Source organism: Streptomyces thioluteus (genome assembly GCF_039535865.1).
Map to the genome: position 1 here is coordinate 1 of NZ_BAAAXZ010000078.1, position 23444 is coordinate 23444.

General features: G+C 61.0%; 11 protein-coding genes, 1 pseudogene and 1 riboswitch. Of the genes and pseudogenes, 11 read left to right on the forward strand and 1 reads right to left on the reverse strand.

What is annotated here, in order from left to right; translation table 11 throughout:
• Window positions 1–16295: 16295 nt before the first annotated feature.
• The 8 genes and pseudogenes from ABD794_RS09990 to ABD794_RS10025 all read left to right on the forward strand — a co-directional run bounded on the left by ABD794_RS09990 (window position 16296) and on the right by ABD794_RS10025 (window position 20136).
• Window positions 16296–16598, forward strand: a complete 303-nt coding sequence (locus tag ABD794_RS09990) for a hypothetical protein (RefSeq protein WP_344962479.1) — start codon at window positions 16296–16298, stop codon at window positions 16596–16598.
• 313 nt (window positions 16599–16911) lie between these two features.
• The gene (locus ABD794_RS09995; protein WP_344962481.1) at window positions 16912–17064 is read left to right on the forward strand and encodes a hypothetical protein; all 153 of its coding nucleotides are present in this window, start codon (window positions 16912–16914) and stop codon (window positions 17062–17064) included.
• On the forward strand, window positions 17046–17303 hold the full coding sequence (locus ABD794_RS10000) for a hypothetical protein (RefSeq protein WP_344962483.1): 258 nt from the start codon (window positions 17046–17048) through the stop codon (window positions 17301–17303). Before ABD794_RS09995 ends, ABD794_RS10000 begins: the two co-directional genes overlap by 19 nt.
• A 302-nt stretch (window positions 17304–17605) precedes the next feature.
• A pseudogene (locus ABD794_RS10005) lies at window positions 17606–17845 on the forward strand (LmeA family phospholipid-binding protein); the annotation flags it as partial.
• Between the two features lie 124 nt (window positions 17846–17969).
• Window positions 17970–18311 carry an LmeA family phospholipid-binding protein gene (locus ABD794_RS10010; protein ID WP_344962522.1) on the forward strand — a complete coding sequence of 114 codons (342 nt, stop codon included), beginning with the start codon at window positions 17970–17972 and terminating at the stop codon, window positions 18309–18311.
• Between the two features lie 304 nt (window positions 18312–18615).
• Entirely contained in the window at window positions 18616–19458 is an 843-nt protein-coding gene (locus ABD794_RS10015) for a sulfurtransferase (RefSeq protein ID WP_344962484.1), read from the forward strand.
• 61 nt (window positions 19459–19519) lie between these two features.
• On the forward strand, window positions 19520–19807 hold the full coding sequence (locus tag ABD794_RS10020) for a DUF1416 domain-containing protein (protein WP_344962485.1): 288 nt from the start codon (window positions 19520–19522) through the stop codon (window positions 19805–19807).
• Between the two features lie 74 nt (window positions 19808–19881).
• The gene (locus ABD794_RS10025) at window positions 19882–20136 is read left to right on the forward strand and encodes a DUF3099 domain-containing protein (protein WP_344962487.1); all 255 of its coding nucleotides are present in this window, start codon (window positions 19882–19884) and stop codon (window positions 20134–20136) included.
• Window positions 20137–20140: 4 nt separating this feature from the next.
• Here the strand turns inward: ABD794_RS10025 and ABD794_RS10030 are convergent, their stop codons facing one another.
• Window positions 20141–20506 carry a DsrE family protein gene (locus ABD794_RS10030; protein ID WP_344962490.1) on the reverse strand — a complete coding sequence of 122 codons (366 nt, stop codon included), beginning with the start codon at window positions 20504–20506 and terminating at the stop codon, window positions 20141–20143.
• Between the two features lie 257 nt (window positions 20507–20763).
• Between ABD794_RS10030 and ABD794_RS10035 the strand changes: the two genes are divergently transcribed.
• The 3 genes from ABD794_RS10035 to ABD794_RS10045 all read left to right on the forward strand — a co-directional run bounded on the left by ABD794_RS10035 (window position 20764) and on the right by ABD794_RS10045 (window position 23433).
• The gene (locus ABD794_RS10035; protein ID WP_344962492.1) at window positions 20764–21369 is read left to right on the forward strand and encodes a heme-binding beta-barrel domain-containing protein; all 606 of its coding nucleotides are present in this window, start codon (window positions 20764–20766) and stop codon (window positions 21367–21369) included.
• Window positions 21347–21488: riboswitch (cobalamin riboswitch) on the forward strand. (Overlaps the previous gene by 23 nt.)
• Before the next feature lie 113 nt (window positions 21489–21601).
• Window positions 21602–22663 carry a FecCD family ABC transporter permease gene (locus ABD794_RS10040; RefSeq protein ID WP_344962493.1) on the forward strand — a complete coding sequence of 354 codons (1062 nt, stop codon included), beginning with the start codon at window positions 21602–21604 and terminating at the stop codon, window positions 22661–22663.
• Window positions 22663–23433, forward strand: coding sequence for an ABC transporter ATP-binding protein (locus ABD794_RS10045; protein WP_344962496.1), 771 nt, complete (start codon window positions 22663–22665; stop codon window positions 23431–23433). The genes ABD794_RS10040 and ABD794_RS10045 overlap by 1 nt, the downstream gene beginning before the upstream one ends.
• Window positions 23434–23444: the final 11 nt, after the last annotated feature.

Sequence of the window (23444 nt, forward strand, 5' to 3'; positions counted from 1 at the left end):
CTATGTTTGCGACCGCACTCGCAGACCCCCGGCCTCAATCGCAAGAGTTAGGGCAGGATGACACATCAGAGGACGTAAACGCGGCGGCTCCTCAATAGAAAAGCCGCCACTTATTGTCTTTGCGGCATAAATCGCAGAAAAGAGCGTCATTTGGTCTAAAGGCCGGTAAAAAGAAGCCCACTGACCGCCGCCGATAGCTGAGCGATCTTGCCGTGAGCCGGACCTTGTACCGCCCGTAACCCCCCCCCCGACCAGATCTGTGCAGAGACCCCCCAGCAGCGGGCATCGGCGCGCAAGGCTTCACCGGCAGAACGACATGGTCAATCAGTAAGCAACGCGAGAACGAACCTCATGGTCCAGCTCACTGATCTACCCCGCCCCCGGCCGCTCGTGAGCGCCCAACGGCGCGCACGGACATAAACAGCGCGCACAGGACGTACGCCGCCAGAACCGATGCCCGAGTAAAAGAGCCAGCACCCTCACGCCCAGCAGCAACACGGATGACAAGCCGTTAGAGCACGCGACAACTCATGCCTCAGCCCCACCAGGGCTCACGACTGGGGCCGAGCGAGATCCAGACCGCTCGAAAGATCCAAATGGTGCGTATGCCATGCCCACTATCTCTGCTTTTGGCGCACCAGCCTCATCAGTAGTGGTCGCCCCTCCTTCGCCTTCATTAGTCGCGCTATTAGCGTGGTCAAAGCTAACGGACATATTTAAGTGGCTAGACATCAATAGTTACGTATCTTGTAAACTGCAGCACCGCATGGAGCGCCCGATGCTGCCCTCTCCAGCGAACCAGGCAACAACTGAGCTAGCAGTTGCCGGCGGCCACGCTATCCACCTCAACGTATCGACTATGTCCGACATATGACAGCTCGAAAGATCGTAGCTCCCCCAAGGCAGCACGAGCGATTCCCAGGTCCCGCGGACGTCTTAGTATATCCTCAAACACTATCGATACTTGCTTCTCGGACGCCGTCCCACGCCTGAAGAAGGGCCCTAAAGAATTAGCCCCTTGACTCTACACCACGTTATAGCAGCCGTCAGCGACACTGCGCCACTCTACAAGCGGACTAAATACCGACCCAGCGGTGAGCGTAGCTAAGTCTGAGATAGTCTACTAACCGCCCCTACGTGAGAAGCGCGGCCCCGATACAGTAAGTGGACTCCACTGGCACTCGTTTGCTCTCGAGATACCCGAACGTGGCGCTACGACCCACGGAGCCCATCCCTGGCCCAGATCCAGGGTAAGAGCATCGCAAGTCGCAAAGTCAAAAAAAGACGACCCGGCTCAAGATGAGATCCTAGGTCTATCCATGATGTCCTTCCGGTCCTAGAAGGCTGCTCACAGCGGTCATCTTCGGTCCCTTTATGTTGCACCATCTCCTACCTTGATTCTTTGATATCGCTGGCCCCGCAATGCCCGAATGCAATCGGCCCCCACCTCGCTCCAGGCTCCCGGACCGACCGTACGGCGGTAGCTTCTTGTACAGCCTGCCGCCACGACCAGTGTTAGACGCACGCATTTTTTTTGTAGCTGGCCACACGTCTGGTGGCCCCAGTTTCGTGTTTCTCAGTAGTCTCTGGTAGTGGTTTAAGGGGCTTCTCCTGGTTCTTTTACTTCTTTTCGGCGGTGTCACCGGTCGTTAGAGCGCTACAAGCTAATTGTTGCGTGGTGAGGGCGGTTGTGGAGGTCTCTGACGTACTCTTGGTTCGCTGTGCAGATCCTGTTGTTGCTCCCTAGTAGTCGCTCCCCCTGGCTTCGCTCATATAGTTTTCTACTCCGCCGCTGCCAGTGCGTCCGCCTTGCGGGTTTTACCCTCAGACCCCCGCTCAATATAGTCCCTTATCTCACACAGTTCTCGCAAACTCCACAAATATCAGCAGTACCCAAGCCTCTATATGACGCCCTTCCAGACTAGCCGCCTAAGAGCGCGCCATTGCCCGCCGGAGTACTAAAGCGACGCCGACGCGGCGCAGTCAAGAACCTGAGCGCGACGCGCTCCGTCGAAACGTATCAGTCGATAACGTGCCAGACCGTGACGGCGGTCTTACTATGTCACGGCACCGAAGACTCGCTTACGCGCCGCTATCACCAGCACCTCACGAATCTGATGCCACTCTAGCGACAGGCTGGCCTCATCTCTTTAGAAAAGCACTCTATCGAACCTTGGCCGCTCGGTATCTCTTGTACGGGATCCTGCCAGATAGCCAGCCCACCTCGGCGTCTCTTCGAAGCCATATTGCCGGCTGCGCCCACCTCATAGTAATTGCCTCCACGGCCCTCTGTGCGTCCCAGCACCCAGATCTGCTGCCCGACCTACCGTATCGATACTCCAAGATATGCGTCCTCGGACCGTCCCGTGCAGGCCTGATAGGTGACTTCCGTAGGCATCCGAAGTTTGCACACTTGCCATACTCCGGCAACCGCGACGCACACTGGAAGTCTGCGCCCGACGCCCGCAGACCCCATACCCCAACTTACGGGAGCGAAGATACGAAGGAATGTTAGGGGACACCACTGGAAGTCCCGCCCGTGCCATTGGTCACGGATCTATAGGTAATAGCTACGATCATTGAGCGCCTCATGACGATCTCGTAGGGCACGAAATTTCATACTCTTGCACTCGATCAAGCGGAGGGTCGTATGCGCGTAGGCCCGACCTGGCTCAAAAACTAGCATTCTATCCAGGATTCACGCCCGGCGATAACGCTGAGTGCAAACGCCATTGGAGCGCGACCAGCAACAGCTCCCAGGCGCGAGCGATGCAAAGAGAGCCAGCTCAAGCAAAGAAGCGCCGTCACTCTCGCGTCAAGGTTCACGTCGAGGGGTAAGTTGATATACGGAACACCGGGGTCAGACAGTACTACGCTTCGGCAACACCGGAACATGCGCTGCCCTCGCACCGGCTTCTCACAGAGTGCTATGCCAAGTGTATTGCAGGTACGAGATCTGTCACTACCGACGCGCCCTGCCCGCGCCGAATGCCGCACCCCCTAGAGTATGCCCAACACTGCCCATCGCGGAAGAAGCTCAGTGCACGCTCCCAGGTGGCACTTAGCAGGCGCGCGCGCACATGACGGAATCCGCCGCCACCTGGAGTCCGTACGTATAGTGCTACCTGCTAGCCAGCCGATAAATCGATTCGGTGGCGCCCCCGGTCTATGACCCTGTAGAGCCAGCGAATGTCCACCGCATACCAGGGTAGTCGAGTAGGGATGTGCAATACTCTGTTGTCCCCGCTGGCGCATCCCCCCTGTGTCTCGTAGGTACAGCACTAGGCTAACGGCCCCTGGACCAGCCTAAAGGTTGTATCGAGCTGCACGCAACCGACCGTCGCAACCTGCCGCCTGAGAAGAGCCTGACTCGCCCACTTGATGGAAGCATTCTAATGGTAGGAAACGAACGCCGCGCCGGTGGAAGGTATGCACTCACTAGGTGTATGCACCCGCGCGAGCTTATGACTACTCGAGGGGTATGCACAATGACCCTGTATACCATGATGCCTATTAGCTTGCCTCCAGCTGCCCTAAGCGCAATCTGCATGTTCATCGCAGTCGGCACTGCAGAGTACCATTCGTTTCATGCAATAGAGCGGGCAGACCACGCTCTGGCCAAGAACGACGCGATGCCCACACTTACACTACGCCCCCTGCGCGGTCTGTACTGCTCTACTGAGTCCTGGCTAATACTTGTAACACGTCCGTCTCTGACCATACCAAGTCATGTTCACAACTTGACGACCCGTCTCGAACCGTCCGCATAGATGAGTCCCGCAGATCCTCGTATGGCCGCAGTACTCCTTAGCCGCAGTGGTTACCACCCGCGACGGGTTGGCGCCACAGATCGGCTGGAGTCCACACTCGGATGACACGGGAATTGGCTCCACAATAATGGCCCCCCCCCCCCCCCCAGACAGGCCAGCTAAGTAAACCCCGGATAGAGCCGAACGCGCCGGCCAGCCGACTGATGATTATGCACGCGACACGGACGGCCAGGCACGCGCTACGAGCTATCAAGTAGCTTGGAGATACGAGGCCGCTAGACCCATCCATTAGTGGGCTGGCAACAGAACCACAGCCTACAACCATAGGCCTTTAAGTGGGATGCGGACAAAGTGCTGATACATTAGGTTACAGCTTAAAGTCATGTACATAACGAGAGTCGCGAGCCCACATACTTAATCACCGCCGCTTAGCCTTCGTAGCTAGGACCTCGCACCGACGGCCAAGAATCAAACGTCACATCAGAATGTGAGTAGCTTTACGGCTCCTTATGCGGATAAGTCATAAGTTAGGCACGGCCCGTAGATTGTGTGGACACGGACATACTTTACCCCTTTGATCCTGCTGCCAAACAAACCTACCTGTTATGCCGGCCTCTGGGGCTCCTGAGTTGCCTGTCGCACTATGTTGTGACGAACCACTTTCAGTGCCTCTGAGTTAAAATGCAGCTAGACATTCAAATTTAACAGCGCACCGCCTGCCGACACGTTAGACTCCTGTGCTTATGAGCGTTGTCACGCCTGTACCGACTGATGCGGAGCTCGCACGTATTAGAATCGACACTTGACGTGACGAAGACACCAAGCCGCATAACTCATGAATATGCCGAACGGCCTGAGACTGGACTGATCGCCCTTACTGCGGATAAGCGCGTGTAACCGACAACGGATCAACTTGTTGTGCCGCAACAATGTTCACTCCATATTGGAACATACGCCCGCTGCTTTGCATCCAAAACATTTATGGCTGGCAAACTGTAGCGTATGTTGCCGCGATACTTGCGACGCCCGTAGACTCTGAGCGTTCTGACGTCCAGTACACTGTCGGAGCCCATGGATAGGTTACGTCTTTACTAAGACAGCCATTCTGCAGCGGTCAGACAAAGGCGTCTCTTGCCTAGCAGCTCAAGGATTGCCATATGCTCCATCCATCCAATAGTAAGGCATTGCCAATGACCTTACGGTCCGCTGCCTCCTAATACGTCACGATGGTGACTTCGCACACAGGTCGATATGGTCAGGACACAGCGGGCGTCGCAGTTTTTTTTTTTTGCCGCGGCAAATGGCAGTACAGGATGCTACCCCACCTTGACCGCAAGCCCACCCTTTGGACAGATCAACGGTAAAAACTTTTCCGGCTCCACAAGCTGCGCCGCGGTTTCCCACACGATTGCTCAGGATACGTCAGTTGCTGCAGGATTACGCAGCAGCCCACTAAACTGCTCGCCCATACCCCTCCGGTAGGCACCTACTGAACCAGGTGTAGTACCAGCGAAGAGCACGCCAACGCATCCGCACTGGGAAAAACGTGCCGACATAGCCTGCAAGGGCTAGAAGTTAAAGTACGACAGAAGTGCATCTTTTTTCTTTCCTTTTCTTCTCCATCGGGCTTTTGAGCTTCTAGTCACTACGCCCGGCTTACCGTATCCGATGCTAGTTACGAAGGGCGCGTATTACAAACCCCACTCGAGCCGGAGCCGCGAGTCTCGCGACATGTGTTCGCTGTTTTCTAGTCTTTGACTGGTCTGACACCAAAGACCGTGACTGGATCTACGCAGCTCCGCTAACCTGTCGGTTCGGGCCGTCTAACGTCTACGGCAGCCTTATTGGACGAATTAGCTATAGCGATGGGAAGAGTTGGTTCGACAGGCATTTAGTAACTACTATTTTTTTTTTTTTTTTTTTTTTTTTTTTGACGCTAGCACGCATGCCTGCTCCACTGCGAAGCACGGTATGATCCCCGCCGACAGGGGTGCAATGGCGCCTTTTTTTTATGAGAATAAAATTGTGGAGACATGAGCCTAAGCCTGCCGCAAGAGTGAAACTCGTCGGAGGGCGAGCAGGACGAATCGATACCAGTCTGCATTGAGCTTTTTCTGTGCCCCGCGCGCTCTGTATCACTAGGACGAGACTCCACCTATCGTTGCTGGATTACATTGGAGTCCCCCCGCGCCCGCGAGTTCAGAACCAGCGTCGATGCGCGCCTTGCGTATCCGGTCCACGTACTGCTGGATCAATACGGGCACGACAATTACACATGTGCATTATATTGGTCTTAACCAGCGTACATGTCGACGACGTACCCGTTCAAGATCCCTACTTGCCATGCGCACTTAAAGCCCCCCGCACCGCCACGAGCTCTGCGCCATCCTTGGTCCTAGCCTGAGCCCTTCACAGGCTGCTGTCATTCCACGGACGGCACCTTGGCTGCGAATTCACGAATTGTGCTTGCAGGCAACGTCGACTTACGTAGGGCACACACGGTAACTTGCGATACATTTGGCCACACTCATACCTAACTCACTCCGTCAGGCGAAATCGATTAGACATCAGGGCCACAGAAAGTGACGGGTACTACAATGCCCCAGCTGCATCTAGACGGCTGCGATTAGCTCCTGTGTCGTAGAAAGATCGGAGAAGATAACGGCGGCGCCGCAAGCATGTACCCGAGCTCCATCGTGAGTCTCCGAAGTGTTCCGACGTACAGTTTGCATTCATCCGGTATTCTACGCAATGCGACATTATTCGCCCGGCATACAGCAATGATGTTAACAAGGTAATTGACATAATGTCCAGACACATTCCAGAGCATGAACCACGAATGTCGACTACCTGCATAACGACGCTACAGCATGACGGACGACATAGCACGTCCCCTTCGCTCACGCCTGCTCCCAAGCGACTCGATTTGCGTGGCGTAAGCACGTTATTTAGCATATTTTCCGAGGTACTAACGAGTGAGCAATCAATCGACACGTGTGTAGCGTCATCATACGGGCAACCGGCTCATACCCCCTGTCTACTTCAAGCGCATAGTATCTCACAGAGCTGCAACAGATATGAGATTCGAATTGCCTGTGTCGTTACGTACTTCAGGAGCCATACACAATTCTAACGTGGAGGGAACCCCCCCCCAGAGGAACATTGTAGGCCTAAACCCTAGCCGCCACAGCATCAAAGACTAGCGATGCTTCTTAATCAAAGGAGGCGCCATAACTAGCATCTTGACGGCCCGAAGGCAGGCAGTGAGGGAAAGTCCTCCCCGATGAGGAAAGTTTGGAGGGGGATCCGAGCGGGGGAAGGGGAGGGTAACAATCCGACTGGAGGTGTGCCGTATTTCACATACTGTAAGGACACTATTAGGAACTTGGCCAAATCCCCCCCCCATGTTTGGTACGTTTTCATTCGAAATGCCGCTGTCACCATCGATCTCTTCCATGATAAGCAGCCTGCACCTTAATGGCCTCGCCCCCCATCTTCCCTTTCGTCTATTTCGAGGGCTTACGGATAGTTCGGGTTAGTGTCAGCCCGTCCATCGAAAACGTTTCATGACCCCATAGTCATCGCTTTTAACCGACTAGCCGCTGTGGTCGTCGTTCTTACCGTGAAACTGATTACGCCCGCCCTCATGTATATTGTTTGGACTACATAACAGCGTCCCCCCCCCCCAGGTTCAGTGGGGGCAAATCGGCTACACGGTTGCATACACCACTGGGCCCCCATCATAACTGCGGGCCGCCGTTTTTTTTTTTTTTGATGTTTTGGAGACAGCTGTGCTCAGCTCGTATAGCACTGATTCGTCAGGCCGAGTCGCTCTTACCGGCATCGGTACTCCAAGTTTTCACTTCATACCTTAGGTGGTATCGGTTAAGACCATGAACCTTCTGAAGGGTAAAGAGTGCGTCAAGCGTACAAGGTTATTTTTTTTCACATGGCTATAATCGCAGGTTAACTTAATCCCCTAAAGACCTGCTCCAGCGCAATACCCCCCAAGATGGATCGCTATTCTGCATCCTTAAGGACCGGAGCCAATTGACATCGTGCCCCCCCAAGCTCAAGGCTCCTGTGTGTCATCCGGCTCGCATAAACGAGAGTGGTACCCCCCCCCCCCTTCTCCCACGGCACCCACGCTACACGCAGTGCTACTGTTTTTTTTTTTTGGCAAGATGTAGCATCCTTAGACTTCGACACGAACTTGCGGCGACCACCGGATGACCGGCAGTCTGACCTTCGCCGTAAAACCTGCCAGCTCACCCCCCCCCCCCCTGCGCCGCGCTGCAAGATGAGTCGGCTGTTCTTGTTCGAAAGTGAATCTGCTCGGGTACTGAAAAGCAGAGCCTTCGGCTGTTTCTTGTTCTACAGTTGAGGTCATCTTTCCGAACACTGCTGCGGGGCAGCAAATACAGCATGCTACACTCAGCAACTTCCGCGGGTCATGGATCTGTCCTATCGGCTAGGTCCCCCCCACAGGATATGCTACGCCTTTTGGTCGGTTTTTTTTTTTTTTTTTGGTGGTAAAGCACCCCCAGGCACGACACACGTGAATACGCTGCTACAGATTCCAGTGAAGACATGCCTGACACCCCCCCCCCCCCACAGGTCTACACTGTTCGAGTTCCTATCCAGCACGACCCGACTAGCGATTGCGGCCATCATTTGATCGCGCATCCCCCCCCCCCCCCCCACTCGTAAGCCCCCCTTCGAGCGCGACATGAACGACTACGCAACCTACTGCTCATGCGCTATTGAGGTGACCCATTGGACTTCTCACGTGCGCCACGTAAGAATATAGATTGAACGCGGTGTGTGCGTACCTAATTAACCATCCCGGTAGGCGTGTTTTTAGCGACTATGTCATGGCCCCAAATAGTCACATGCGCCGCTAGGCTGCCCTAATGAGCGTTATACATCGGTAGATTAGCCAGTATCATGCGCGTGTCTAAAACGACGGCTAAGAAACTTTGCATAGACTGATCAAACGCCCGTAGCCCGTAGGTGATACCAGGTCTACCGCTGCGGGCGACGCCCGAAGCGATGCCTAAGCACAGTGCTGCCAGATGTAAGAGATAAAACTTCCACGCACGTGCAAGTCGTTCGTCTGATCAATCCCATGGCCCAGTGTACGGTCTCAGAGACCATAGGGCACCGCTACTTAGAGGGCTGCATATAGCGCACAAGTCGCGACCACGGGATGTGTTTTTTGTGCGGTTATGACCGTCTGAGCACCGCTGCATGCGGACCTTGGTGTTCCATACTATGCCGATAATTAGAGCCAACTGCTTCTTAATCCGACACATAGGTCCTCGTCGGATGAAACCTTAACAAACTTGCCTTTTCGAGCTCGAATGAATCTAGTAGACAGTGTTCTGCCATGAGAAGGATGCAACACCTAAGCATGAAGATTCCCAGCAAAGTGCGTCCAGACGCCCACACGGATCCTGGACCCCTACGGACCGGATCGAAGCTAGGACAATAAGTTAGGTACTCTGCGACTGTACGTAAGCCTCCTAATCGTAAACACATACACTCGCAGTAGCTTTTGAGGGCTAGCAACACGAAAAGTTCGGTACTGCACCACTTGTTCTTTTACGGGCTACAGCCTGTTCATAACTGATTAACCTAATTTTTTTTTTTTTTTTGTGCCCCTGGCTCCCCGAATAATATGCAAGTTCTCCCCCCCCCCTTGACAACTGACAGCAGTCGACGGTTATTTTCACTAGGATATAGCCGAGTTCATTAGACCCGTACGTTGACGGAACATAGCATTGAAGGGCGCTTCGTCAATTTAGCTCTCTGGAGGTGTAGGCTTGGCACCAGTCTGACAGCGTTCTCGACTTAGATCATCACGGCCTATGCCCCTGTTTTTTTTTTACCTTTCGAAAACCCACGTCTTATCGCCATTTCTTCTTTTGCTGAGGTTTGACTGTTCCACTGTTATTTGGTGTCGAACGCCATGCCATACCGACTGCCCACGACGTACACTCGCGGGCCGCAGAAGCAGCGTCCCGACGCCGGACTAGCTCTAGGCATCATTAAGAGACACGCCGCCAGCTCATACGGCTGGATCGGCTAAGCAGTTCGTCGCAAACAAAGGATAAGTCGGATAGCCTCTGCCACCCGCATGGAGCGCGTCTAGGACGTCGCGCAGGACCGCCCGTGAGCTGCCAATGGCTCCACCACAAGCATTCGCGGGCCCCAGCGGGCACGGGCCCCCCCCTAGCAGTGTCTCGGGGGGCTCTCTACGACTGCTGAGTATGAGTGACACTTCCAGCCTCGCTACCGCCTACGGCAACAGCCCGCGCCCCGCTAAGGCCCGCGAGCGCAGCCGGAGCCAGCGTATGAGGGCATTGACAGAGAGATTGGGCCCTGGGCCCCCCCCCCCCTATGTGTCCAGCCGCCTGCGCGATCTACCCGAGTCTGAAGGGGGCAGCCCATCGACGCGGGACCATGGTCTCAGGTCTCGGACGAGTCCCGTCATCCTCTATGGATGCGGACCAGCCAGCCCCCGAGCGTCCGACTGACAAGGCGTGGCTCAGCCGGCTGCTGCCCGTCGCATAACCGTCAGGCACCGATACCCCCCTCACAAGTACACGCTATACCAAGCATCCGCCGCCGCCTTACAGACCTGCGTCTGAAAACCTGCTACCGCAGCTGCAACGAGCATACCCTCGAACCCTGGACCCCATGAAGTTGCAGCAGCCGCGCTCCTGATAGGTCCCACCTCGCACTGCCTCGGCATCTATCACGTGCGGCGGCGCCTGCCCACTTTCTTCTGAACTAAGGCCATAACCGCGATAGGCACCCTTGTGCCAGAACCGGCCGTCGGGCGAACAGGCGCGTTATTGAACGCTGAGGCCCCCCAGACGCCAGCGCCGGCTGGCGTTATACGGATGCCTTCACCGGCTGAAGCCGTGATGCGCACATCCGTCTTGGGGAGCGGAATTACGCAGGCGTCCCGTTGGAATAGATCACTCCCATGACAAAGTCACGACGACTCAAGGAAGTGAACTGGACGAGCCAGCGACCGCACCTCATAACTATAAGCCCCCCGAACATGAGTGGCGACCCCCGCAAAAGCCTGGCCGCCCCGCACTTAGTAAAGCACCACGCACTCTACGCCGGAGTTACCTGAGTGCGGTACTTACTAGCCTTCAGACCGTGAAGAGGATTCTATCGCTCGCGGCCTCGCCACCGCGGCCTTCGGTACCCTCTGGCAACTTGCTCAAGGCCTCAGGTTTTGATTCATGCGGTACTGCTGGTCCGCCGCCAAACCAATATTGACACCACCGCGTATACGCGGCCCAGCGCCCGACTACGCCCTTTACCTCCTTTGATCGCACTCCATGGCACCAGCGGTCCGCGGGGGTCTCGGCATTGTAAGTTTACACTATAATTATGACTCACTAGCTGCGGCGCGTGTAGCGACCCTCACCGGCTTCGTTCTTACGCATGGCGATCAGCCCGGCAGGATGTGCCCTTTTGTGCCCCCCCCCCCCCTATGAAGTGCCTGTCGTAGCCATGGCCGACAAAGCTTCTCTGAGCATTCCAACTGCCGCCACGCAGACACGCCATTCTGCAGAGCATATATGATGCTGACCTAGGCTCGCCGAGTCCTCTAAATCTAAGCGCGGATATGACCCCGCACGTGCCGCCTCTTAGGAGCAATCACCTGTATGCATCCCGGGCTTCGACCGCCCGTTACCGGCCTCATGCTGCACCTGCTGCTGCTCATGGCGCGTTGCTATAGCCTCGTCGTCCGCAGGCTCTGCGTCTCACCCCACGCCTCTGCGTTGCCCATTTGCTCTTGTGGTCGCCGCGCGCTTGTTGCCGCGTAGCCTCGAGATCAATCTGCAGGCCAACGGCGGCACAGGAGACCCACTAGCTCAGACATAACGCATTGACGACTGCGGGCTCCCCGGACCGCTAGGCCGTCACTCGATACAAAAAAAAACCCTGGTGAAATCCCCCCCCCCCCCCCCCCTAGCCGTTACGCCCTAACCGCCGCTTGGCGGACCGCTCAATCTGTGCCCAGTACCTAGGAGGCCATGCCGTTGCTGGCCCTGCCCCTAGGCCTCAAGCCTAGCGTGCCTGCCCTCCTGACCCCACCTAGCGTGTCCTGTTTTGCATATACATGTCCCCCCCCCCCCCCCTCTCTCTTTTTTTTTCATGACCCCGTCTGCCCATCGTCCTCGACGCTTTAGGGATCGGTGAGTGCGGGCTGCTGGCCAGCCGCGATCGATCGATCGACTGGAGGGCTCCGGCTCTGAACCACCACGTAAACGTTTTTTGTTCGCTGCTCAGTGACCGGTACTCAACCACTACTACAGCGACATTCAGTCACGGTCAGGGCTTGGGACCGCGACTACAATCGCCACAGGTGTACCCGTTAGCCAGCACCAACTTAGGTCGAGGCCACACTAGCTCGTGAACCGACATGGCGACAGTCAGCCTGTCGCTGCTTGGGTAGACCAGTCCCGACGCTCAGCTGCAGTATCGGTATCCATCTGACGAGGGCAACGCGAGCAGCTGCCGCTGGATTGGACCCGCGACGACGTTCCGCGGCGCCGCCGCGCTAATGCGCGATACGGGCGCTGCGCATAGGGCCAGCGCGCTCGCCGCCGACCGCATTGCACCCTGAGTTATGCTACGCGGAGCCTGGTCACAAGCGTCTCTCTCCTTGCTCGCGCCGCGCGCTTGGCCCGGATACTCTCAGCCCGCTGAGCCCAATTGTACCGCCAAATCGTGGCACCGCCTGAGACGATCGGCCGGTACAGCATTGCGTTTGTAGTGCATGCGCCATACACCAAGAGCCCACCCGCCTTGGTCTCACGTCCTAATCCACGTTCTCAAGATTGTCGTTCTCATTTTTTTTTTTGATCCCGCTACCTCGTGAGCGCCGTCCACTGAGTGAATTGAGCGGGTAGCCGGCAGAGCCCGCCGACCCCACAGGCTCGAACCGTACAAGCTGCCTAGGAATCGAGACAGAAACCGGGCTGCTAAGAATAGTTAAACCAAGGAAAACCAGGGGCATCACCCCAATGAAACGCGCTAGGTTCTAAACGACTATCAAAGTTCGTATCGGCATAGAAGTCCCTCGCTAGTTGTGTAAGGTGTCCGGTGACGTGTCTAATTCCTGCATAAAACACGCCGGCTCATCTGAAGCCCTACAACTCCACGGCAACGCCGATCAGCCGTCCGTGGCCGGCTAGCCTTCCATATGCGAGCTATAGTGCAGCACCCTACAATCGCGTACAAGCAATTATCATGCCCTCCCCTAGCTGAACAGACCCCGATAAATTGCCACCATTACGATCAGAACTAACGAACTTTGTTTTTGGCAATACAACACTAGCTCCGCACAATCAAGGCGCCGACACACCGGCCCTCACATCACTCACCTCACGGCGAAGCGTTCCATGATCGCAGTCAGAGCGTCCAGATCGCCGCTGCTCCATGACTGGGCGCCCGTTCCAGTGACTACGGCGCCCGAGACGGGGCCACCCATGGCGCTCATGCCGCGATCCTGCGGGCAGCCTAAAGGGTCCCTTCGACCTAGTCGCTGACGTCACCTTCTCCATCCCGAATGAGCTGTCGGCGACTAGTTCCGGGAGCAGCACGCCTCTCTGATCTAAATCCCGAGCCGATCGACCAACCGGACGTCCGAGGACAGCGCTTCCTAGAATGTTGGCCCCCCTAGATGATCGGCCTTTATACACGCCTGATGCGTCACCGCGCCCGCACTCGAATCGTGATAAGGGCCCTCTTCCACTACACCAAATCCAGAGACCACGATTAGCCGCTGATCCGGCCCTGACCCCCCTGCCCTGCTTGCATACGTGCCCCCGTTGCTGCTATGCGCCAACGATCGCGTGTACTAACGCTTGTCATCTGGCCGACGATGCGCGACCGGTACTTCTCGACGGCGCCTCCGTATCACATGATAGCGCATCGACACGTTCAAACGCAGCTATAGACCTGAAGCCCCTGCTGCGAACAGATCACCGAGCCCATCCGCGTGAATCACGCGCCTATCCCGCCCTCGCGAACAACCAATCCGCCAGCGGAACGAGGAACGTTTCTCGCTATATAACCTACACCGATTGCCCTCCTATGCATCTGCGATCTACTTGACTAATACCTTTCCTCTAGTGTGTAGTGCTCCTAGCTTGAGATAGAGGGCGGGAGGAAGACAGACTCACCGTGTGAGTCTGACATGCAGATAAGCCAAGATCTCTTCGCGGCACGGGTCGTCGCCGCGAACAGAAATAGGCCGCAGTGATCAACGCGGGAATGGCCAGGTCGATCTGGTTCATGCCTGACTAGCGACAAGCTTATCAGTGCCAACACCAGTCGTCTGATGCGCCTTACTGGACGCCGGCGTCACAAGACCGGCCGCAGCCGCGTTGACCATCCCCCTAGTTCGTAACTAACGATCCCCCAGCGAAGCCACGATCGTGCGAGCACCGGGCACGGCCATTCGCCAGCGCAGTGCCGTGACCATGTGGCACGCCTGCGTATGACGGACGCCATCTACGATCGCCGCCGAACGCCCACATCCTGTTTTTGCCTACTGAAGTTGCGGCATGACCCCTGTGACCATCAGCGTAAGCACGACACTCAATGCGTGCGAGCATTGCCCGAAACTGTGCTGACGAGGATTCGAGTTATGACGTCAGTCCTGTTTTTTCGAGTAAGCATATGCAACCTATGGAGCCCCCCCCCAGTGACGTATGATACTTTTTTTACATGACGGAGCACCCCGCCTTTCCTCCTGTACGCCCCCTTCTAGTCTGCTCCCCCCCCTTCTCCCCAGGTTCGCCCACCAACCCTCCCCTCCTAGTGTCTTCCCCCCCGCCTCTCGCGCCCCGAAACGTCCCACCTCGTAGCGGCAAGCGCGAGAGACACCGCGCCCCCCCTGTGCTTCTACCCGGTTCGAAGACCGGAGAGAGCACCCCGCAGCGATCGCGGTCACGAGCGCCATAAAAGGCGCCTGTCCCGGGCGCCGTTAAGTACACAGGGCGCCATCGATGCGAGCCAGGTAAACGAATACGTAAGAAGACACCCAGTGCGGGGCAACGAGCGATCATCAGGAAGCGCCACGGTGAGCTGAGATCAGTAGCTACTCAGGTGACGCAAAGGAGATCAACAAAGACACATTTAAGCAGCTATTGACGCTTTACCAATGTAAGCTTGCGATTTTTTTTTTTTTTTTGACCTAGTTATATTAATTTTATTGTTTTTTTCCTCTTCATTTTTTTTTTTTTCTGGGATCTCTTGCTCATGGGACTAATAGGACCGACCGATAAGCATGCCAGGGTGCTCTTTCCCCCCCCCCTTACATGACTAGCAAGCGCATGACTGGAACTCCCCCAACCTCCAACGAGCTGCATATGAGATCAGATGAACCTTAAAACAAAACTGATGCACCCACTCACAAGGTCGCAAGGCCAAGGAGTGCCTCGCTCTCCCCCCACGTCGCGCTTTGATGCTAGCCTAAGCGCTTCGAAGATTAGTATTCTTCCTTGGGCCTAATTCATTCTTTACTTCAGAGCTCCCCCTCCCAAGGTCCTCATGCCCTGAGAGCTGCATAGCCAAACACGACAGGCAGCGGTACACAGGTCATATCTTCGGGAAACACCATAATCCCTGCTTTTTTTTTTACATCGGCTCAGCATCTATCCCGAACGCCACATATAGGACTAATCCCTATAACATAACCATTCCTTTCCACTTCTTTTTTTGAAATCTCCCAGTTGTAGCATATACAGACCGGACGTGGATTGACCTTGACTTTTGTTACGTTCTATCGTTATTTGCTTATATCATACCCGAAGAATGTCGGTAGCTTAGGGCCACGATCCGAATCCCAATATAAAGTGCAGACTAGTACGCACGTGTGTGCAGTCTATATTCCCCCTATATCATTCCACCGGAAGGCCTTGTGATCGACACGCAACATAACAGGAAACTAACAATAGGTAACCCCAATCCTCGATTAGTTAAGAACAGGCTCAATGACCCTCAAAGTCGTTACTCCCGACCCAACTGCTTTGATCGCGATTGACGGCCTTGACTCGACAAGATGACTCCGCAATTTGTCCCCTCGTCCCCTCGTTTCATCCAGGCCCAGCGGGCCTAATTGCTCGAATCGTCGGACGCCTGACCGCTCTGGCAGCGAATCCCGGTACTGGGCCGGCGGACCGAAGTTCACACGCGCCGTGACCGCGGCAGACGGAGCTCGCTAAGCCCGCCGCGACCGCCTGCTCGAAGGCGCCGGGACGATGACGCATGTGTTACCCTTCATTTTTCTGCCCGAGCGCTACGCGGCCTCTACATCACACCCCTCACAGCGTGCGCCCGGAGTCGACGCGCGTCCTCGACGCAGCTGCTCCCTTACCTACGTGGACATGCGACCCGGCGGCACCCGCCGAGCACTCACGGTCCGACTGGCACGAGCAGCACCGTGGAAGTGCTCCCGCCCTTCGCAGGAGGGTGAGAACCGGCACGATGAGCGACCACTACCGCGACCCGTACGATCCGTACGGCCAGCAGCCCCACCCCGATCCGTACGCCCCGCACGAGCCGCAGCAGCAGCCGCCACAGCAGCAGGCCCAGCAGCAGCCCTACGGCACGCAGGCGGGCGCGTACGACTACGGCTACGCCCCGCAGCATCAGCAGCAGTGGCCGTCCGCCGGTGGCCGGCAGGACTGGGCACCTGCGGCGGACGAGCCGACGCAGACGTGGGAGACGCAGACCTGGGACGCGCAGGCCTGGCAGCAGCAGCAGCTGCCGGTGGCCGAGCCGTCCTAACGGCGGCCCCGCGCAGCCCCAGGCGCACGCGCAGCCCCATGCCCAGGCGCAGGCCGCCTGGCCGCAGCACCGGCAGGCCGCCGCGGCGCCCGCGTACGAGCCGGAGCCCGCGCCCCGCGCATCCGCCGGTCCCCGCGCCGGCGGCCGCCGCGCCCGGGGAGCCGGCCCGTCCGATGACGGCCGCCGAGAAGGCCAGGGCGAGGCCGCCCGCAGATCCTCTCCCCCGGTTTCCCGGCCCGCGCTGCTGACGGCCGTCCTCGCGGTCCTCGTCGCGGCCGCCGCGCACGTCGGGCAGTACGCGCTGGCCGTCCCCGTGGTGCCTCCTCCAGGCGTGACGGCCGCGGGCTGGTTCCGGCTGAACGGGATGTGGCCGGCCCGGCAGGGCATCGCGCTGGCGTTCCTCGGCGGCCTGGCCGCCGACGCCGGTCTGCTGGGCCACCCGAGCGGGTGCACGCGCCCACGGTGATGATCGGCACGATGGGCGTCTGGCTGCTGCTGGTCGTCGTGCTCCAGCTGCGCAGCCGCGCCGGCGCGGACGAGCGGCTGTACGGGCTGACGACCGCCGCGCCTCGTCGGCGCTGGCCGTCCTCGCGGCCGGCCACCTGGCGGCGGACCCGGACGCCGTGGTCGTCGGCGCCCTCGCCCCGTCGCGGCGGCGGTGCTGGCCCGGGCCCTCCCGCTTGCCCTCCCTGGCCGCACCGGTGATCGCGCTGGCCGCGGCCGCCGGGCGCGGGCGTCCTGGGCGGACAGATCGTCCACGCCGGCCCGTCCGCCGCCCTGCTGGGCCTGGCGGCCGGCGCCTGCGCCCTGACCGGCCTGCGGGTGGCGAGCTACGACTATCCGTCGCGCTTCGTCCACATGACGGCGGGCGTGGCCCTGCCGCTGGCGCTGGCCTCGCCCGCGGTGTACGTCGTGGGCCGGATGCTGTTCTGACGGGTTTCCCCGGGCTCCCGGTTAGGCTCGCCGAAAGGCAAATGGGCCAACCGAACCTGGGGGATCGTCACCCGATGCGCGCCATACGCACCCTGTTGATCGTCGCCGTGGTCCTGGCGGGCCTGTTCGTGGCCGCCGACCGGGCGGCGGTCTGGTACGCGGAGAAGAAGGTCGCGGAGAAGATACGCGACAGCCAGAGCATGTCCGGCACACCGGACGTCTCCATCAAGGGATTCCCCTTCCTGACCCAGATCGCCGGCAAGAAGCTCGACGAGGTCGAGGTCTCGCTGAACGGCGGCGTCACCGCCGGCACGGGCGAGCACACGGTCCAGGTCACCGACTTCGACACGACCCTGCACGGCGTGGGAGATCGACTCCAGCTTCACCTCGGCCGTCGCCGACCGGGTCACGGGCACGGCCCACATCTCCTACGCGGACCTGAGCAAGCGGGCGGGCATGGGGATCACCACCGGCTACGGCGGAAAGGACGCCGCCGGCCAGGGTCTGGTCAAGGTCACCGGCAGCCTGCCGCTGCCGATGGGCCAGGTCCGGCGCAGCGTCCTGTCCACGGTGAGCCTGGTGGACGGCACGACGGTGCGGGTGCACGCCGAGAAGGTGCCGGACGACCTGCCCGGCCTGGAGGGTCTGATCCGCAAGAAGACCGACTTCGACCGGCAGATCACCGGCCTGCCGCGGGGCGTGAAGCTGACGAAGGTCACCCCGGCGTCCGACGGCATCGACATCGAGCTGGGCGGGACGGACGTCCGCCTGGCGGGCTGAGAACGATCCGGGGGAGGTGCCATCTATCCCACATACCGGGACACTTCATCTCAGCATCCGGCGAAACGGTGACACATCTCCCCCACCGTCCCTACGATCGGCACCATGAGGCGACAGGCGGATCTCACGAAGCGGCGGGCAGTCGACCTCGGCCGCATGGCCGCCACCCTGTGTCGCCCTTCCTGACGGGGAGTTCACTCCCTCTCCCTCATCTTTCCGGCCGCTCACGGCCCCTCCCCGCACCACCGCCGCACGCCGTACGGCGTTCCGGCGCACACCGCAACTGCCCCGGAGGAGAAACAGCATGAGCCGCAGTGACGTCCTGGTGGACGCCGACTGGATCCAGGCCCGCATCGACGCGGGAGACCCGAGGACCGTCATCGTCGAGGTCGACGAGGACACCTCCGCCTACGACAAGAACCACATCAGGTCCGCGATCCGGATCGACTGGAAGACCGACCTCCAGGACCCGGTCCGCCGCGACTTCGTCGACCAGGCGGGCTTCGAGAAGCTGCTGTCCGAGAAGGGCATCGCCAACGACGACACCGTCGTCCTCTACGGCGGCAACAACAACTGGTTCGCCGCGTACGCCTACTGGTACTTCAAGCTCTACGGCCACGAGGACGTCCGCCTGCTGGACGGCGGCCGCAAGAAGTGGGAGCTCGACTCGCGCGACCTGGTCGCCGAGGTGCCGAAGCGCCCCCGCACCGAGTACCGGGCGCAGCCGCAGGACACCTCGATCCGCGCCTTCCGCGACGACGTGCTCGCCGCCGTCGGCCACCTCAACCTGATCGACGTCCGCTCCCCCGACGAGTTCAGCGGCAAGCTGCTCGCCCCCGCGCACCTGCCGCAGGAGCAGTCGCAGCGCCCGGGCCACATCCCCACCGCCCGCAACGTCACCTGGTCGAGGACGGCCAACGACGACGGCTCGTTCAAGTCGGACGACGAGCTGCGCTCCCTCTACGCGGACGCCGGGCTGGACTTCGAGAAGGACACCATCGCGTACTGCCGCATCGGCGAGCGCTCCGCGCACACCTGGTTCGTGCTGCACGAGCTGCTCGGCCAGGCCAACGTCCGCAACTACGACGGCTCGTGGACCGAGTACGGCTCCCTCGTCGGCGTGCCGATCGAGCTCGGCGCCAACTGACCCCGCTGTGTCCGACCAACGCTGTGTCCGACCAACGACGAGACCGACCGTAAGGATCATCATGTGTGGAGCACAGGCCGGCGGCCCCGACGCCTCGACCGCCAGAAGCGGTGAGACGACCATCCAGGGCTCCGTGACCCGTGACGGCGTGCCCGTCACCGGCTACGTCCGCCTGCTGGACAGCACGGGCGAGTTCACCGCCGAGGTCCCCACCTCCGCGACCGGGCAGTTCCGCTTCTACGCGGCCGAGGGCACGTGGACCGTCCGCGCGCTCGTCCCGGGCGCGACGGCCGACCGCACGGTGGTGGCGCAGAAGGGCGGCCTGTCCGAGGTCGCCATCGCCGTCTGACATGCGCCGGGGCCGCGCCCCCCACCAGGGGCGCGGCCCTCGCCGCGGGGCTTTCGCCGCCGTACCGTTGACTTATGTACGCACGGCGACGGCACGTGTACTTCGCCATGATGGGCACCTGTATCGGACTGTTCGTCCTGGCCTGGGCCGTCGTGCGGCTCTGGTCGGTGCCCGCGGCCATCGGGATGTGCCTGGCGGCCATGGTCATCCCGCCGGTGGCCGCCGTCGTGGCCAACCGCCGGGGCCCGGACGACCGCTGGTGGGACGAGACCGGGGACCCCGAGTCGGACCGCTGGTGGAACGAACTGGACGACCGGGACCACAGATAGCCGGTCAGTACACGAGCGCCTGCACGTCGTCCGCCATGACCTCGCCGACGAAGACCTGCGCGCCGGCGATCCGCGCGCCCTCGATCAGGTCCTTCTCCTCGATGTCCCGCCGGGCCGCGCACTGGGTGCACACCGTGATCATCCCGCCGCCCGCCAGGATCCCGTCGATCAGCTCGGGCAGCGGCGCCGCGTGCGGCAGCTCGAACTCCGCCGCCCGCCCCGGCAGCGCGAACCAGGACGACTCACCGGTCAGCCAGAGAGACACCTCGACCCCGCTGGCCACGGCGACGGCCGCCACCGTGAACGCCTGCGAGCACCGCTCGGGCGCGTCCGCGCCCGCCGTCACCTTGATCACGAGCTTCTTCCGCATGGGGTCACTCTAGGGGGCGCTCCCCGCGGGCCGGGACGGACCTCACAGAGCCGGGGGCAGCCCCTCCGACTAGACTCGACCCGGTCCGTAAACACCCTCACTCCGACCGAGGAGCGCGCTCGTGCTTGAGGCTTTCTTCACCGCCCTGCTGGTCCTGGTCGCCGTCGGCGTTCTCGCGTTCGCCGGGCTGACCTGGAAGAAGCTGTACCAGGGCCAGCGCTGACCTCCTTGTTCACCCCTACAGATCGTCTGAGCTCATGATCGAGATTCCCTCCGACCTGCACCGGGACCTGGTCCCCCTCGTCTTCCTCCTCGGCAAGTGGGAGGGTGCGGGCGTCGCCGACTTCCCCGGTTCCGAGAAGTGCAACTTCGGCCAGGAAGTCACCTTCACCCACGACGGCCGGGACTTCCTGGAGTACACGTCGCACAGCTGGGTGCTCGACGCCGAGGGCAACAAGGTGCGCCCGCTGGAGACCGAGAGCGGCTACTGGCGGATCGACAAGAACCGCCAGGTCGAGGTCGTCATGATCCGCGACCAGGGCATCGTCGAGGTCTGGTACGGCGAGCTGGCCGACAAGAAGCCGCAGATCGACATCGTGACGGACGCGGTCGCGCGGACCGCCGCGTCCGGCCCGTACTCCGGCGGCAAGCGCCTCTACGGCTACGTCAAGGGCGACCTGATGTGGGTCGGCGAGAAGGCCACCCCCGAGGTGCCGCTCCGCCCCTACATGTCGGCGCAGCTGAAGAAGACCGCCGACGTCGCCGCCCTGGAGGAGTGGGCCCGGAACCTGCCGGACGACCTGCCCGACGGCGTCTCCTTCTTCCGCCAGGACGGCACCCCGTACAACCCCGAGCAGCCGTAACGACGGCCGCTCACAGCGCCCCGCGGGGGAAGTCCGGTGAGAGTCCGGCGCTGACCCGCAACGGTAAGCAAGGCATCCCCCTTGCGAGCCCGATCACCCGCGGCGGCGCCGGCTCCTGACAACTCGCCGTGGACTGCGAGGGGAGGCCCCCGCGCCCTCGCGGCGCGGGGCGCTCCTCGGTGCGTACGCCGTACCGCCCAGGCCATGGCCCGAGGCGAAGGCGAACCACCCCATGCCCCCCGGTGCCATACCCCCGTCCCGGCGGCTGCCGCTGCCACCCCTCGTGACCGGGCTGGGCATCGCCCTGCTGGTCTCCGTGTTCTGCTGCGTGGGGCTCGGCTCCTCGGGCATCGGCTGGGGCGACGTCCTGCGCTATCTGCGCGCGGGGCTGACCGGCGGGGAGATCGGGGCGGACGAGGTCTCCGCCTACACCATCGTCTGGGAACTCCGCTTCCCGCGCGCCCTGCTGGCCGCCGTGGTGGGCGCCGGGCTCTCCGCCGTCGGCGTGGCCACCCAGGCGCTGATCCGCAACGCGCTCGCCGACCCGTTCGTCCTCGGCATCTCCTCCGGGGCCGCCGTCGGCGCCAACACGGTGCTGCTCTTCGGCGCGCTCGGCTCGCTCGGCGTCTGGGCGCTGTCCAGCGCCGCGTTCCTCTCGGCGCTGGCCTCCATGGCCCTGGTGTACGCCGCCGCCCGCACCCGGCACGGGCTGACGCCGCTGCGGCTGGTGCTCACCGGTACGGCCATGTACTACGGCTTCTCCGCGATCACCGCGCTGATGGTCTTCAGCGCGGACCGGGGCGACGCGGCCCGCTCCGCGATGATGTGGCTGCTGGGCAGCCTGGGCGGGGCGAGCTGGCAGTCCGTCCCGCTGGCCGCCGCGGCCGTCCTCCTCGGCCTCGGCTACCTCTTCCGCACGGCCCGCGGTCTGAACGTCCTGGCCATGGGCGACGAGACGTCCTCCGCGCTGGGCGTGGACCCCGAGCGGCGGCGCCGGGTGCTGTTCGTCATGGTGGCGGCCGTCACCGGGGCCGTGGTCGCGGTCAGCGGCGCCATCGGGTTCGTCGGGCTGATGGTCCCGCACGCCGCCCGGATGCTGGTCGGCGCCGACCACCGCCGGGTGCTGGCCGTCGCGCCGCTGCTGGGCGCGGTGCTGCTGGTGTGGGTGGACGTCGTCTCACGGCTGCTGCTGGCCCCGATCGAGCTGCCCGTCGGGGTGATCACCTCGGTGATCGGGGTGCCCTGCTTCGTCCTGCTGATGCGCCGCCGCGGCTACGTCTTCGGGGGTGCCTGATGCGCGTCGACATCGAGGACCTGTCCGTCGAGATCGCCGGCGCCCGGCTGGTCCGGGACGTCGAACTGCGCGTCGGATCCGGCGAGTTCGTCGGCATCGTCGGGCCCAACGGCAGCGGCAAGTCCACCCTGCTCCGATGCGTCTACCGCGCGCTGCGGCCCACACACGGGCGGGTGCTGCTGGACGGCGACGACGCGCACGCCCTCGACGCCCGCGAGGGGGCCCGGCGGCTCGCGGCGCTGCCGCAGGAGTCGGGCAGCGAATTCGACTTCACCGTCGCCGAGATCGTCGCCATGGGCCGGCTGCCGCACCAGCGGTCGGCCCTGCGGACGAGCACCGAGGACCGGGAGGTCTGCGCGTCGGCCCTGGAGCGCGTCGGCGCCGGACACCTCGCCGAGCGCGGCTTCCTCACCCTCTCCGGCGGCGAGAAGCAGCGCGTGCTGATCGCCCGCGCCCTGGCCCAGCAGCCGAAGGTGCTGGTGCTGGACGAGCCGACCAACCACCTGGACATCAGCCAGCAGCTCGAAGTCCTCGCGCTGGTACGGGAGTCCGGGCTCACCGTGCTGGCCGCCCTGCACGACCTCAACCTGGCCGCGACCCACTGCGACGTCCTGCACGTCGTCGCCGGCGGCCGCCTCGTCGCGTCCGGCCCGCCCGGCGAGGTGCTCACCACCGGGCTGCTGGCCGACGTCTTCGGCGTACGGGCGCACCGGGTGCCCCACCCGGAGACCGGGGCGCCGCAGCTGCTCTTCGACCGCCTTCCCCGATGAGGACCTCCGTG